The sequence below is a fragment of the Streptomyces sp. NPDC051218 genome (assembly GCF_044455475.1).
In the GTDB taxonomy this organism is placed as follows: domain Bacteria; phylum Actinomycetota; class Actinomycetes; order Streptomycetales; family Streptomycetaceae; genus Streptomyces.
The window spans coordinates 348,708-361,120 of sequence record NZ_JBITEU010000006.1; the positions used below are offsets into that span (position 1 = coordinate 348,708).

General features: G+C 72.2%; 12 protein-coding genes. 4 read left to right on the forward strand and 8 right to left on the reverse strand.

The annotated features are described in order from the left end of the window. Positions 1-41: 41 nt before the first annotated feature. From mshC to ACIBCK_RS20345, 4 genes are all read right to left on the reverse strand, one after another. Positions 42-1,271, reverse strand: coding sequence for a cysteine--1-D-myo-inosityl 2-amino-2-deoxy-alpha-D-glucopyranoside ligase (gene mshC, locus ACIBCK_RS20330; RefSeq protein WP_399392019.1), 1,230 nt, complete (start codon positions 1,269-1,271; stop codon positions 42-44). A 162-nt stretch (positions 1,272-1,433) separates the two neighbouring features. Next, positions 1,434-2,273, reverse strand: a complete 840-nt coding sequence (locus ACIBCK_RS20335) for an SCO1664 family protein (protein ID WP_399392021.1) — start codon at positions 2,271-2,273, stop codon at positions 1,434-1,436. Next, positions 2,237-2,827, reverse strand: coding sequence for a DUF3090 domain-containing protein (locus ACIBCK_RS20340; protein WP_399392023.1), 591 nt, complete (start codon positions 2,825-2,827; stop codon positions 2,237-2,239). Before ACIBCK_RS20340 ends, ACIBCK_RS20335 begins: the two co-directional genes overlap by 37 nt. Positions 2,828-2,908: 81 nt before the next feature. Beyond that, on the reverse strand, positions 2,909-3,595 hold the full coding sequence (locus ACIBCK_RS20345; protein ID WP_399392025.1) for a histidine phosphatase family protein: 687 nt from the start codon (positions 3,593-3,595) through the stop codon (positions 2,909-2,911). A gap of 53 nt (positions 3,596-3,648) precedes the next feature. Here ACIBCK_RS20345 and corA point away from each other — a divergent pair, with 53 nt between their 5' ends. Beyond that, positions 3,649-4,656 (forward strand): magnesium/cobalt transporter CorA, encoded by a 1,008-nt coding sequence (corA, locus tag ACIBCK_RS20350; protein WP_399392027.1) that lies wholly within the window; start codon positions 3,649-3,651, stop codon positions 4,654-4,656. Positions 4,657-4,687: 31 nt separating this feature from the next. Here corA and ACIBCK_RS20355 read toward each other — a convergent pair whose 3' ends face one another. Then, positions 4,688-5,467, reverse strand: coding sequence for a ferritin-like domain-containing protein (locus ACIBCK_RS20355; RefSeq protein ID WP_399392308.1), 780 nt, complete (start codon positions 5,465-5,467; stop codon positions 4,688-4,690). Positions 5,468-5,697: 230 nt separating this feature from the next. After that, positions 5,698-6,747 (reverse strand): LLM class F420-dependent oxidoreductase, encoded by a 1,050-nt coding sequence (locus ACIBCK_RS20360; protein WP_399392029.1) that lies wholly within the window; start codon positions 6,745-6,747, stop codon positions 5,698-5,700. A gap of 174 nt (positions 6,748-6,921) precedes the next feature. Here ACIBCK_RS20360 and ACIBCK_RS20365 point away from each other — a divergent pair, with 174 nt between their 5' ends. Next, a complete protein-coding gene (locus tag ACIBCK_RS20365) occupies positions 6,922-7,902 on the forward strand; it encodes an aldo/keto reductase (protein ID WP_399392031.1) in 981 nt (326 codons plus the stop codon). Continuing rightward, positions 7,899-10,403, forward strand: a complete 2,505-nt coding sequence (locus tag ACIBCK_RS20370; RefSeq protein ID WP_399392033.1) for a helix-hairpin-helix domain-containing protein — start codon at positions 7,899-7,901, stop codon at positions 10,401-10,403. The genes ACIBCK_RS20365 and ACIBCK_RS20370 overlap by 4 nt, the downstream gene beginning before the upstream one ends. Positions 10,404-10,469: 66 nt before the next feature. Here ACIBCK_RS20370 and ACIBCK_RS20375 read toward each other — a convergent pair whose 3' ends face one another. Beyond that, complete coding sequence (locus ACIBCK_RS20375; RefSeq protein WP_399392035.1) at positions 10,470-11,252, reverse strand: hypothetical protein; 783 nt, start codon at positions 11,250-11,252, stop codon at positions 10,470-10,472. A gap of 47 nt (positions 11,253-11,299) precedes the next feature. Here ACIBCK_RS20375 and ACIBCK_RS20380 point away from each other — a divergent pair, with 47 nt between their 5' ends. Continuing rightward, entirely contained in the window at positions 11,300-11,488 is a 189-nt protein-coding gene (locus tag ACIBCK_RS20380; protein WP_055544534.1) for a DUF5703 family protein, read from the forward strand. A gap of 103 nt (positions 11,489-11,591) precedes the next feature. On the opposite strand, the gene ACIBCK_RS20385 is transcribed toward ACIBCK_RS20380, so the two are convergent. Next, the gene (locus tag ACIBCK_RS20385; RefSeq protein ID WP_399392037.1) at positions 11,592-12,335 is read right to left on the reverse strand and encodes a chaplin family protein; all 744 of its coding nucleotides are present in this window, start codon (positions 12,333-12,335) and stop codon (positions 11,592-11,594) included. Between the last annotated feature and the right edge of the window lie 78 nt (positions 12,336-12,413).

The following is a 12,413-nucleotide window of genomic DNA, read 5'->3' on the forward strand; positions in this document are numbered from 1 at the left end:
GCGGCCCATTCGGTGAAGCGGTGACTACTGCCAGCCGGCGGCTACAGGGCGACGCCCAGCAGTGCGTCCACGGCACGCGATACGACACCGGGGGCGCCCTCGTCCGTGCCTCCCTCGGCGTCCTGGCGGGCGGCCCAGCGGTCCACGGCGGCGAGCGCCGTGGGAGCGTCCAGGTCGTTCGCGAGGGCCTCGCGGATCTCCTCGACCAGCGCGTCGGCGTCAGGTCCGTCGGGACGCGACACGGCGGCACGCCACCGGCCGAGGCGCTCCTCGGCCTCGGTCAGGACGGAGTCGGTCCATTCCCAGTCGGCGCGGTAGTGGTGGGCGAGCAGTGCGAGGCGGATGGCGGCCGGGTCGGTCCCGTCCCGCCGCAGCTTCGACACGAACACGAGGTTGCCCTTGGACTTGGACATCTTCGCGCCGTCCAGGGCGACCATGCCCGCGTGCACGTACGCCTTGGCGAAGGGGTGCTCGCCGGTGAGCGCCTGGGCGTGCGAAGCCCCCATCTCGTGGTGCGGGAAGGCGAGGTCGGAGCCGCCGCCCTGCACGTCGAAGCCCATGCCCAGGTGGTCGAGGGCGATGGCCACACACTCGATGTGCCAGCCGGGGCGGCCACGGCCGAGCGAGGCACCGTCCCAGCTCGGCTCGCCCTCGCGGGCGGCCATCCAGAGCATCGGGTCGAGCGGGTCCTTCTTGCCCGGACGGTCCGGGTCGCCCCCGCGCTCGGCGGAGAGCAGCTTCATCGCGGCGGCGTCGAGACCGGACACCTCACCGAAGTGGGGGTCGGACTCGACCGAGAAGTAGACATCACCCTCCAGCTCGTAGGCGGCGCCCATGTCCCGGAGCCGTTCGACGAGCGGCACGATGCCGGGTATCGCCTCGACGGCTCCGATGTAGTGCTGCGGCGGGAGCAGTCGCAGGGCGGTCATGTCCTCGCGGAACAGGGCGGTCTCGCCTTCGGCGAGCTCCATCCAGTCCTTGCCGTCGCGGATGGCACGTTCAAGGAGCGGGTCGTCCACGTCGGTCACGTTCTGGACGTAATGAACCTGCCGCTTGGTGTCGAGCCACACGCGCTGCACGAGGTCGAACGCGTTGTAGGTCGCCGCGTGACCCATGTGGGTGGCGTCGTACGGGGTGATGCCGCAGACGTAGATACGGGCGACGGGACCGGGGTCAAGGGTGACGAGGCCACCGGTCGCGGTGTCGTGGATCTGGAGGTCGCGGCCCTTGCCGGGCAGGGCGGGGACCTCAGAAGCGGGCCAGGCATGCATGCCATGAGCCTAACCGGACGGAGCGTCCGCATACGAGTGGGGGATCTGGCGGGGGCGCCTCGTGCGGTGCGATCAAGCCGCAGCGAGCAGCCGCCCCCGTTGTGGGCAGGCGTTCCGCAGGGCGGAACGGGTGGGCACAACGCCGAAGCTGCGGGGTACCGATCAGACCGGCGGCCACGGAATGGCGGGCCAGTCGCCGCCGGGTGCGGGATGCAGCCCGGACGCCAGCAGGGCGTCCACCCTCGCACGGAGCGCGTCCACCTCAGGTCCGGTGATCAGCTCGCCCAGCCGCAGGCAAAGCGGCGCCCCCGCACCGAGCCCGTCCCGCAGGGACCCGAGCACCTCCACCGCCTCGGCGGACAACAGCTCCCCCGCCCACCCCCACAGCAGCGTCCGCAGCTTGTCCTCGGCGTTGAACGTCACCCCGTGGTCGATGCCGTAGAGACGCTCCCCGGAGGTCAGCAGATGCCCGCCCTTGCGGTCCGCGTTGTTGATCACCGCGTCGAGCACCGCGAGCCGCCGCAGCCGCTCGTCGTCCGCGTGCACGAGAAGCGCCGCGCGCCCCTCCCCCACGTCGGCGAAACCGATCGCCTTCCAGCCGTCGGACGGCTCGTCACCCTCGACGAGAGCGAGGAGCTCGGGCCCTTCCTCCTGCGAGCCCTCGATCCACAGCTGGCACATGCCCTCGCCGTGCGGCCCGTCCCGCAGGACGGTCGGCGGTACCAGGCCCCACCCGGTCGCCTCGGAGACCTCGTACGCGGCCATCTCCCGCTGCGCGAGCGTCCCGTCGGGGAAATCCCACAGGGGGCGCTCCCCGGCGACGGGCTTGTAGACACAGGCGGCTTCCCGGCCCTCGTACGAGACGGTGCAATAGAGGACCGCGTTCGACGCCTCACGGATCCGTCCACGGACGGTCAGCTCGCCCCGGGCGAGCAGCTCGACGGCGTCGGCGCCGAAGGCCGGACTCACGCGTCCCGCCGGTATCCGTTCTGCCGCGGGCATACGTGTCCTTCCGGGTCGAGCGGGAGGCTGCACAGCGGGCACGGCGGGCGGCCCGCGTTCACGACGTCGAGGGCGCGCTTGGCGAACGCGCGCGCCTGCGCGCCGGTGAGCCGCACGCGCAGCATCGGCGGCCCGTTCTCCTCGTCCTGCAGAAGCCTTTCCTCGGCTTCCGCGAGATCCTCGTCGGATTCGGCGTCCAGCTCGACCAGAGCCTGCGCCTCGACGATCATCCGCTCCTCGTCGCCGTCCCAGGCCAGCGCCATCGTGCCGACGCGGAACTCCTCCTCGACGGGGGAGGCCAGGGGCGCGCTGTCACTGACCTCGGTGGGTGCGACGGCGGGCACGGGGGCGTTGCCGCCGCTGCGCCGCACGACCTCGTCGAGCAGCTCTTCCATGCGTTCGGCGAGCGCGGCCACCTGGGTCTTCTCCAGGGCGACGCTGGTCACCCGGACCCCTGCGGAGGCCTGGAGGAAGAAGGTACGCCGTCCGGGGAGCCCGACCGTTCCGGCCACGAAGCGTTCCGGCGGGTCGTAGAGGAACACCTGACGCGACACGTCCTGTCTCCATTGGGATCGACTGCGGTTGATCATTTGCGCCTGTTCGGCGCGACGACTGCACCCTACTGCGGGTGACGATCACGGTGCTCCCGCATCGCCCCCCACCGCCGCGTCGCCGCCCGAGGGCTCCGCGCGGGGCGCGAGCGACCCGAAGTCGCCGGTGTCCCCCAGGCGTACGAGGAAGGGACGCAGGCGCGTGAAGCGGATGGCGGTGACGGAGCAGGGCTCGACGGAGATGCGCTGGAAGAGGTCCAGGTGGAGGCCGATGGCGTCCGCGACAAGGGACTTGATGATGTCGCCGTGCGAGCACATCAGGTACACCGCGTCGTGGCCGTGATCGCGCTCCACGCGCGCGTTCCACTCGCGTACGGCCTCGGCGGCCCGCGTCTGCATGGCGCGCATGGACTCACCGCCGGGGAAGGCGGCGGCCGACGGATGCTGCTGTACGACCTCCATCAGCGGCTCGTCGGACAGCTCGGCGAGCTTGCGGCCCGACCAGTCGCCGTAGTGGCACTCCCCGATGCGGTCGTCGGTGTGCGTCCGCAGGTCCGGCCGTGCGGCGAGCAGCGGTGCGACGGTCTCCTGGCAGCGCTGCAGCGGGCTCGTGACGACTTCGGCGAGCGGCAGGTCCGCGAGGCGTCCGGGGAGCGCGGCGGCCTGTGCGGCGCCGCGCTCGTCCAGGGCCACGCCGGGGGTCCACCCGGCGAGCAGGCCCGCGGTGTTGGCGGTGGATCGTCCGTGCCGGACGAGGATCAGCGTGGGCATGCGGGCCAGCCTAAGCCGACGCGGGGGTGCGCCCCGAGCGCAGGTTCGGAAGAATGCGCTCCGTGATCGTGGACTGTGCGATGTACAGGGACGGGCGCCGCACCGAGTGCGAGGCGGACTTCTCCGACGCCCTCGGCTCCGCGCGTGCCGCGGGGGACGCCTTCGTCTGGGTGGGCCTGCACGAACCGACCGAGGCGGAGTTCGACGAGGTCAGCAGGGAGTTCGGGCTGCATCCGCTGGCGGTGGAGGACGCCTTGAAGGCGCACCAGCGGCCCAAGCTCGAGGTGTTCGACGACTCGCTGTTCGTGGTCCTGAAGCCGGTCGTGTACGAGCCGGACAACGACATCGTCTCGTCGGGCGAGGTGATGGTCTTCATCGGCGACGCCTTCGTGGTGACGGTCCGGCACGGCGAGGGCTCGCCTCTCGGTGCCGTACGCCATCGCATGGAGGCGGAGCCCGAGATGCTCAGGCACGGCCCCACGTCCGTCCTGTACGCGGTGGCCGACGCCACGGTCGACCACTATCTGGACGTGGCGGGCGAGCTGCAGACTGACCTGGAGGAGCTGGAGGCCGAGGTCTTCTCGCCCGACAGCGGGGGCAGCCGCAACACGGCGTCGCGGATCTACCGGTTCAAGCGGCAGATCGTCGAGTTCCGCCGGGCGACGGGACCGTTGGCGATGCCCATGATGCGCCTCTCCGGAACGGGTCCCTTCGCGCCTGACGTGCCCTTCGTGAAGGACACGGCCCAGCCGTTCTTCCGGGACGTCAGCGACCATCTGACGCGCGTGAACGACTGGGTGGACAGCCTCGACCGACTGGTGTCCGACATCCTCTCCGCGCACCTGGCGCAGATGAGCGTGCGGCAGAACGACGACATGCGGAAGATCTCGGCGTGGGCCGCCATGGCGGCGGTCCCGACGATGATCGCGGGCGTCTACGGCATGAACTTCGACCACATGCCCGAGCTGCGTTGGGTGTGGTCCTACCCGGCCGTGATCCTGCTGATGGTCGCGATCGAGTTCTTCCTCTACCGGCTGTTCAAGCGCCGCGGCTGGCTCTGACCGGCGGTCGGGTCCGGCTCAGGCGAACGTCTCAGGCGAACGACGTGGCGGGCCCGCCGAGGGCGTCGCGCCGCTGGGGCATCTTCAGGGAGACCATCCGCCGCCATCCGCCGAGGCGTTCGTACGCGTAGATGGCGTTGACGCCCGAGGCGAGCGCCGCGGCCTTGGGCTTCGGCCAGTTCAGGATGCGTCCCATGTGGCCCATCACGGCGATGCTCACGTCCCGGTACACGCGCGTCTCGGCACGGGCGCACTCGTGCAGGGTGTCCAGGATCGTCCGCCCGTGTCCGGCCGCCGCGAGGCTCAGCAGCTCCTCGTGGCAGTACGCGAGGTGGTTGTCCTCGTCGTGGCAGATCATCCTGATGGCCTTGCCGACCTCGGGGTGGTCGCCGAAGTACGTGACCAGCATGTCCATCTGGTCGGCGGCTCGCTGTTCGGTGACTCGGCTGTGCGAGAGGTAGACCACGACGTCCCGCTCGGTCAGCGGCTCCTCGCGGCGCAGCTTCTCGTGCGTGAGGCCGATGCCCTTCTGCTCCAGGAGCATGGTGTAGTCCGTCTCGGGCGGCACCGGGACGGGTTCGAGGCCGCGCTTCTTCAGCAGGGCGTTGAAGATCCGCCCGTGCTTGTCCTCGTCGGCGCCGTGCCGGGTGACCTTGGCGGTGAGGGCGCGCTGGCCCTCGGGGAGCAGCGCCGCGATGCGCGCGTTCTCCCAGCCGCCCTGCGACTCCCCGCTGGCGGCGATGGAACAGAAGAGCTGGAACGACTCGTCGTTGTCGAGGATCTCCTCGAAGACACTCCTGGCCGACAGCATCAGTGGCACCTCCATGCCTCCGCGCGGACCTCCGCAGACAACAAGTCAAATGCGGCGGCGCGGGTGTGGCAACAGCTGCCGCGGACGGCTCCGCCAAACGAAGGACAGTTGCGCACGGGCGTGGCCGTAACCGAGGGGCGCCGTGACGCGTTGTGTCCCGTGACGGCCGTGGCGGGGAAGACCCCCGAGCCCCCACCACGGCCGCAGAACTTCTCCTCCGGTTACTCCGGTTACGCCAGGCCGGCGCGCTCCAGGGCCTGGGTCCCCGCGCGCAGGGCCGCGATCCGCTCATCCAGCGTGAAGCCGGCCGGCGCCAGCGTCAGCGTGGTGGCCCCGGCGGCCGCGTAGGCCTGCATCCGGTCGGCGATGCGGTCCACGGAGCCGAGCAGCGTGGTCGAGTCGATCAGCTCGCGCGGCACGGCGGCCGCCGCGCCCTCCTTGTCGCCGGACAGGTACTTGTCCTGGATCTCGGCCGCTTCCTTCTCGTAGCCCATGCGCTGGGCGAGCTGGTTGTAGAAGTTCTGCTTGCGGCTGCCCATGCCGCCCACGTAGAGGGCGGTGTACGGACGGAACATGTCCGCGAGGCCGTTGACGTCGTCGCCCACCGCGAGCGGCACCGTCGGGACCACGTCGAAGCCGTCCATCGTCCTGCCCGCCTTCTCGCGCCCCGCCCGCAGGTGACGGATCGCCGTCTCCTCGAGGTGCTCGGCCGCGGGGAAGATCAGCAGGGCGCCGTCGGCGATCTCACCGGTCTGCTCCAGGTTCTTGGGGCCGATCGCGGCGATGTAGAGCGGGATGTGCTCGCGCTGCGGGTGGACGGTGAGCTTGATGGGCTTGCCCGGTCCGTCCGGCAGCGGGAGCGTCCAGTGCTCGCCCTCGTAGCTGAGGCGCTCGCGCGTCATCGCCTTGCGGACGATCTCGACGTACTCGCGGGTGCGGGCGAGCGGCTTGTCGAACTTGACGCCGTACCAGCCCTCGGAGACCTGCGGCCCCGAGACGCCGAGGCCCAGGCGGAAGCGGCCGCCGGAGAGCGAGTCGAGCGTGGCGGCCGTCATGGCGGTCATCGCGGGCTGCCGGGCCGGGATCTGGAAGATCGCGGATCCGATGTCGATGCGTTCGGTCTGCGCGGCCACCCAGGACAGCACCGTCGCGGCGTCCGAGCCGTAGGCCTCGGCGGCCCAGCAGACCGCGTAGCCGAGCTTGTCGGCCTCCTTGGCGACGGCGAGGTTGTCCGCGTCCATCCCCGCGCCCCAGTAGCCGAGGTTGATCCCGAGCTGCATGGCCGAATCCCCTTACTGAGCAGTAACGTCCTTGTGCCGGGGACTGTAGCGCGTGGGTGCGGCGTCCGTCAGCGGCGGGCGTGCGGGTGGCCGGGGGTTGTCGGGTTCTCCACAGTCGCGGGTTTGTCCACAGCCCCTCACGCCGCTGGAGCACGGCCAGTAATCTCAGCGCCCATGGAGCAGAGGCATCTCGGCCGTACCGGCCTTCGCGTGTCCCGGATCGGACTCGGCACCCTCACCTGGGGGCACACCCAGGAGAGCGACGCCGCCGATCTGTTGAAGGTGTTCTGGGAAGCGGGCGGCAGCCTCATCGACACAGCTGATGTGTACGGCGACGGGGAGGCCGAGTATCTGCTCGGCCGTCTCATAGAACGGCTGGTGCCGCGGCGCGACCTGGTCATCGCGACCAAGGCCGGCAGCGTGCCCGACCCCGACCGCCGCTTCGACGGCTCGCGGGGCCACCTCCTCTCCGCGCTCGACGCCTCCCTGGCCCGCCTGGGCACGGAGTACGTGGACCTGTGGCAGCTGCACGCCTTCGACCCCTGCACGCCCCTGGACGAGACGCTCCAAGCCCTGGACATCGCCGTCAGCAGCGGCCGGGCACGCTATGCGGGCATCTCGAACTTCTCCGGCTGGCAGCTCGCCAAGGCGGCGACGTGGCAGCTCGCCGCCCCGGGGTCACGGACCCGCCTTGCCAGTACGCAGATGGAGTACTCCCTGCTGCAGCGGGGCGTCGAGCGGGAGTTGCTACCCGCGGCGATGGACCTCGGCGTGGGGCTGCTGCCCTCGTCGCCGCTCGGCCGCGGCGTGCTCACCGGCAAGTACCGCCACTCCACCCCGGCCGACTCGCGCGGCGGCTCCGAGCACCTCGCGCCGTTCGTCGCGCCCTATCTCGACGAGACCGCGAGCCGGGTCGTCGACGCGGTCGCCACGGCGGCGGACGGCCTCGCGGCCACGCCCCTCCAAGTCGCCCTCGCCTGGGTGCGCGACCGCCCCGGAGTCACCGCACCGATCGTCGGCGCGCGCAACGCGCAGCAGCTCACGGCCGCATTGTCAGTGGAGACCCTTAGTCTTCCTGACGAGATCTGCCAGGCGCTCGACGACGTGTCGGCGCCCGTGCACCGCTACCCCGATCAGGACTGGAGCACGCTGTGAGTACGGAGCCGGAAACCGCTGCCGCGAAGGAAGCGGAGGGGGCCCCTGCCGCGGAGGCAAGTGGGGCAGGCGCCGCGGAGGCGAACGGGGCGGGGGCGCCGGAGGCCGAGGGCGCGGCAGGCACCGGCGGCTCCGACGGGGCGGCCGGAGCGGACGGCTCCGACGGGGCGGCTGAAGTGGGCGGCTCCGACGGGGCGGCCGGAGCGGAGGGCTCCGACGGGGCGGCTGAAGTGGGCGGCTCCGACGAGGCAGCCGAAGTGGGCGGCTCCGGCGGACCTGACGCACACGCCGCTGCCGCCGCGGAGGCGAACGGGGCGGGGGCGCCGGAGGCCGAGGGCGCGGCAGGCACCGCAGGCTCCGAGGGGGCAGCCGGAGCGGACGGCTCCGCCGGGCCGGAGGGTGCTGGTGGCAGCGGCGCCGCCGGCGAGAGCAAGGAGCTCTCCGAGACCGAGGCGGAGATCGCCGCCCAGCAGGAGCTCCAGGAGCGGATCGCCGAGCGGAAGGCCGCCAAGCAGGGGCCGGTGGACGCCGGGGCCAAGCTCAGTGGCAAGGCCGCCGATCTGCTGGCCGCCGTGCGCGCGGTGGAGAGCGGGGAGAAGCCCGTCGCCAGCGCCTTCAGCGAGCCCGGACCAGCGCCCCGCAGGACCGCGCCGGAGCCGGTGCGGCGGCCTCAGCCCGCCGTGGCGGCCGCCTCGGGCCCCGGCGACGAAGCCGTGGAAGCGGTCCGTGCCGTGCTCGCCGACGGAGGGGCGCCCGCCGCCCTCGCCACACGGACGGCTGCCGCGCTCGGCGAAGGCGCCGCCACCCAACTGCGCGACGACCCCTGGCAGTTGCTGCGGGTCGGCGGAGTACGCACGGAGCAGGCCGACGGCTTCGCGCGGGCGCTGCTCGGCGCGGAGTGCGGTCCCGACGACGAGCGCAGGGGCCGCGCGGTCACCGCCTGGCTCCTGGAGCAGGCGGCCGTCGCGGGGCACACGGCCCTGGACGCGGCGGCGCTCACCGCGGCGCTCGGACAGCGTGCCGTGCCCGATCCGGACGCGGCGGTGCAGAGCGCCATCGCGGAGGGCGACATCCTGGTCTTCCAGGACGCCATCGAGACACCGGGAGCACCGGCCCCCGCACAGGAAGAGGGCGACGGCGAGGGCGAGGAGACCGAGCAGCCGGTCCGCGTCCTGGTCGGTCTGGAGCGGTACGCCCTCGCGGAGGAGAGCCTCGCCGACGGCCTCGCCCGGGTGATCAACTCTCTGCCGAAGGACGAGGCTTCGGGCCCACAGGCCGCGGCATGGGAGTCCGCGGCGGCCGATGCGTCCGGCTCCACCGCCGAGCTGATCCGCGCGGTGGCCGGTCACGGCCTGGTCCTGCACACCGGCGGCGAGGCGGCACGCGCCGAGCCCGCCGCGCTGGTGAGGGTCGCCGCGGGTCTCGGCCTGCGGACGTGGGCGGCCACGCACAGCTCCGCGGGCCGGCGGCACATCGCCCGGCTAACGGGCTCGGACGAGGCGGCCCCTGACGAGACGGGCACGGGCGAAGGGCGCCCGGACGAGACGGGCGCCGTGACCGTGGCGGGGCTGCTCTCCGGGGCCGAAGGCCCGGGGCGGGACAGCGACGGAGCACTCGCGCTCGACCTCCTGGTGGTCCTCGACGCACCGCAGCTGGACGTGGAGACCGCCGCGATGCTGGTGGAGTCCCTGCCGGACGGCGCCCGGCTGGTGCTGAGCGGCGATCCGGGGGTGCTGTGGTCGGCGGGCCCCGGCCGGGTCTTCGCGGATCTCCTCGCGGCACGCTGCTGCCCCCAGGTCGTCTCGCGCGTCCCGGACCCCGGGCCCATCGGAGAGCTCGTCTCCGGCATCGGCATCGGCGAGCTGAACCAGGTGGAGGCGCCGGGCAAGGAAGTCGTGATCGTCCCCGTGCGCGATGCGGGCGAGGCGGTCCACCGCACGGTGCAGCTCGTGGCGGACTCGGTGCCGCGGGCGATCGGGGTGCCCACGGAGGACACCCAGGTGATCACTCCCGGGCACGGCGGCGCGGCGGGCACGCGCGCGTTGAACACCGCGCTCAAGGAGCGGCTGAACCCCGGCCCCGGCCGGTTCGGCGGCTTCGACCCCGGCGACCGCGTCGCCCACGTTCCGGCGCCGGGCCGCACGACGCTGGGCCGGGTCCTGCGGGCCGACGCGCAGGGGCTGCACCTGGAGTGTGACGGCGCCCCCGTGGTCGTACCGAAGGAGCAGGTGGAGCAGACGGTGCGGCACGCCTGGGCGCTCACCGCGCACCAGGCGGTCGGCCTGAGCTGGCCCGCGGCGGTCGTAGTGCTGCCGGGCGACGCGACGGCGGCCCTGAGCAGGCCCTGGGTCTACACCGCGTTCAGCCGCGGCGAGCGGCACCTCTCGGTGGTCCAGGGAGCCGAGCAGGCGCTGCCGCGCGCGGTGGCGGAGATCCCCGCGAAGGCCCGCACGACGCGCCTCCAGACCCTCCTGCGCCCCCAGGTCCCCGCCACGGCCTGAGGCGCGCCGACCAGCGACTCCGGGTGACCGCCCTGACCGGCGGCACCCGGAAAGGCGCCCCGCGGATCAGCGATCCGCGTCCAGAGGGCTCCGGTCGTCATCGATGTCGATCACGTCCACCTCGTCGGTGTCATCGGCTTCGTCGGCGTCGTCGAGTTCCTCCAGGACCGCCACGGCGTCCCGGTCAACGCGGACACGGACTCCGGAGTCGATCCCGTCGTCGTCCGGGTCGTCGTCGAAGACCGCGCTGACGTCGAACCGGCACACGACGCGGTACGGGTCCGCGTGGTCGAAGGGGGCGTCCAGCCACTCGCCGGGCTCGGCGGGCTCGTCCGCCGCGGTGACCCAGAGCGTGGAGTCACCCTCCTCCAGACCGAACTCCTTGTGCCGGGAGGCGATTTCGTCCGGTTCGAACTCACCGAAGAGGACGCCGAGCGCGGTGTGCACGCTGCTGCCGGCCGCCGCTGCCGCGGGGCTCTCGCCCGCCGTGCCCGAGTCGAGGTCCGCGATCCGCTGGGCCTGCGTGCGGAGCCGCTGCGGCTCCGCCACGGCGTAGTCCCTGCGGATCAGCACGCTGAGGGCGTTCGCCTCCTCCGGGCCCTGGTACGGGGGCAGCACGCCGCTGTCCGAGCCGGGGATCTCGAAGGGGGTGACCTCGTCATAGCGGTCGTAGAGGAGCTCGTCATACTCCTCCGCCGCCGCGGCAAGCTCGTTGAACGCTTCGTAGACGGCCGGGTCGTCCTCGCCCGACCTGCGTTCGACCGCGGCAAGGTGACGGTCGAGCGCGGTCTTGACCGCCTCGGCGGCGGCGCGTACCTCGGCAGCGGTGGGCTGCGCAGCATCAGACATAGTGCAGACGCTATCCGTACTGGCCCGGTACTTGCACAATAGATGCGATGCCGGAATACGAATTTGTCGACGTGTATGTGCCGCGCGGGGTGACCCGCAAGGAAGCAACGCGCCTGCTGACGGACCACGCGGAGTACGGACACTGGGAGTTGGACCGCCTGAGCCTGCACTCGGACGGCAGCCGCAGAGTGCGGCTGAAGCGGCGGATCATCCGCCAGCTGCGGGCCACCTGGTGAAGTGATCGAACGAGTACGGAGGGTGCCCCGACCAGGCGGGACACCCTCCGACTCCGTACTCGATGAGGTGGCGTACCAGATGAGGTGGCGGCACGCCCCTCGATCAGGCGGCCGACCGCGACCTGCGGTACAGCACCGTGCCCGCGAGCAGCATGCCCGCGCCCACCGGAAGGACGACACCGACCGGCAGCTCGCCGCCCGTCGACGCAAGCGTCTCCGAGCCCTTGGGCTGCGCGATGGTCTGCGCCCCCGGCTGGTTCGGCATGGCCCGGTCGTCCACCGGCTTCACATCCGGCTCGTCCGGCGTCTTCGGCTGTCCGGGCGTCTCCGGCTTCTCCTCCTGGCCGCCCGGCGGCCGCTCGGGCTTCGTGGGCGGCTTCTCGCTGCCCGGAGGGGTTGCATCGCCCGAGTCGTTGACGCAGTCGTTGCCGCCGGTCGCGTTGCCGAGACCGCCGATGGTGACGCTGTTGCCGCAGACGTTGACCGGCACATCGACCGGCAGCTGTACGTTGTTGCCCGAGCCGACGCCCGGCGAGTCACTGGTGTGCCCGTCCGCCGACGAGCCGCCGCCCGAGGGCTTGCCCGGACCGCTTCCGTCGTCGTCGGAGGTGTTGGCGCAGTTGTTGCCCATCGCGGGGTTGAGCACCCCGACGACGTTGACGCTGTTGCCGCAGACGTTCACCGGCACGTCGACCGGGAGCTGGACCGAGTTGCCGGACAGCACGCCCGGAGAATCCGATGCACCCCCGCGGGCGCCCGAGTCGGCTTGCGCGTATCCACCGCTGATGGCGAGCACGCCCGTCGCGGCCGCAACCGTGATCAGGCCTTTACGAGTGACCTGTCGCATAGGTTTTCCCTGCCTTGTGACCTTCAGGAATGCGTGCGCGCCTCGGGGCGCGCACACGGAAATGCCCGAAGGCCCCGG

Excerpts from the sequence above, each read along its gene's own strand:
- ACIBCK_RS20375 (WP_399392035.1), bottom strand. The coding sequence starts at position 11,252 with ATGTCTGATGCTGCGCAGCCCACCGCTGCCGAGGTACGCGCCGCCGCC.
- ACIBCK_RS20345 (WP_399392025.1), bottom strand. The coding sequence starts at position 3,595 with ATGCCCACGCTGATCCTCGTCCGGCACGGACGATCCACCGCCAACACC.
- corA (WP_399392027.1), top strand. The coding sequence starts at position 3,649 with ATGCGCTCCGTGATCGTGGACTGTGCGATGTACAGGGACGGGCGCCGC.
- mshC (WP_399392019.1), bottom strand. The coding sequence starts at position 1,271 with ATGCATGCCTGGCCCGCTTCTGAGGTCCCCGCCCTGCCCGGCAAGGGC.
- ACIBCK_RS20335 (WP_399392021.1), bottom strand. The coding sequence starts at position 2,273 with ATGCCCGCGGCAGAACGGATACCGGCGGGACGCGTGAGTCCGGCCTTC.
- ACIBCK_RS20365 (WP_399392031.1), top strand. The coding sequence starts at position 6,922 with ATGGAGCAGAGGCATCTCGGCCGTACCGGCCTTCGCGTGTCCCGGATC.
- ACIBCK_RS20355 (WP_399392308.1), bottom strand. The coding sequence starts at position 5,467 with ATGCTGTCGGCCAGGAGTGTCTTCGAGGAGATCCTCGACAACGACGAG.
- ACIBCK_RS20385 (WP_399392037.1), bottom strand. The coding sequence starts at position 12,335 with ATGCGACAGGTCACTCGTAAAGGCCTGATCACGGTTGCGGCCGCGACG.
- ACIBCK_RS20360 (WP_399392029.1), bottom strand. The coding sequence starts at position 6,747 with ATGCAGCTCGGGATCAACCTCGGCTACTGGGGCGCGGGGATGGACGCG.
- ACIBCK_RS20380 (WP_055544534.1), top strand. The coding sequence starts at position 11,300 with ATGCCGGAATACGAATTTGTCGACGTGTATGTGCCGCGCGGGGTGACC.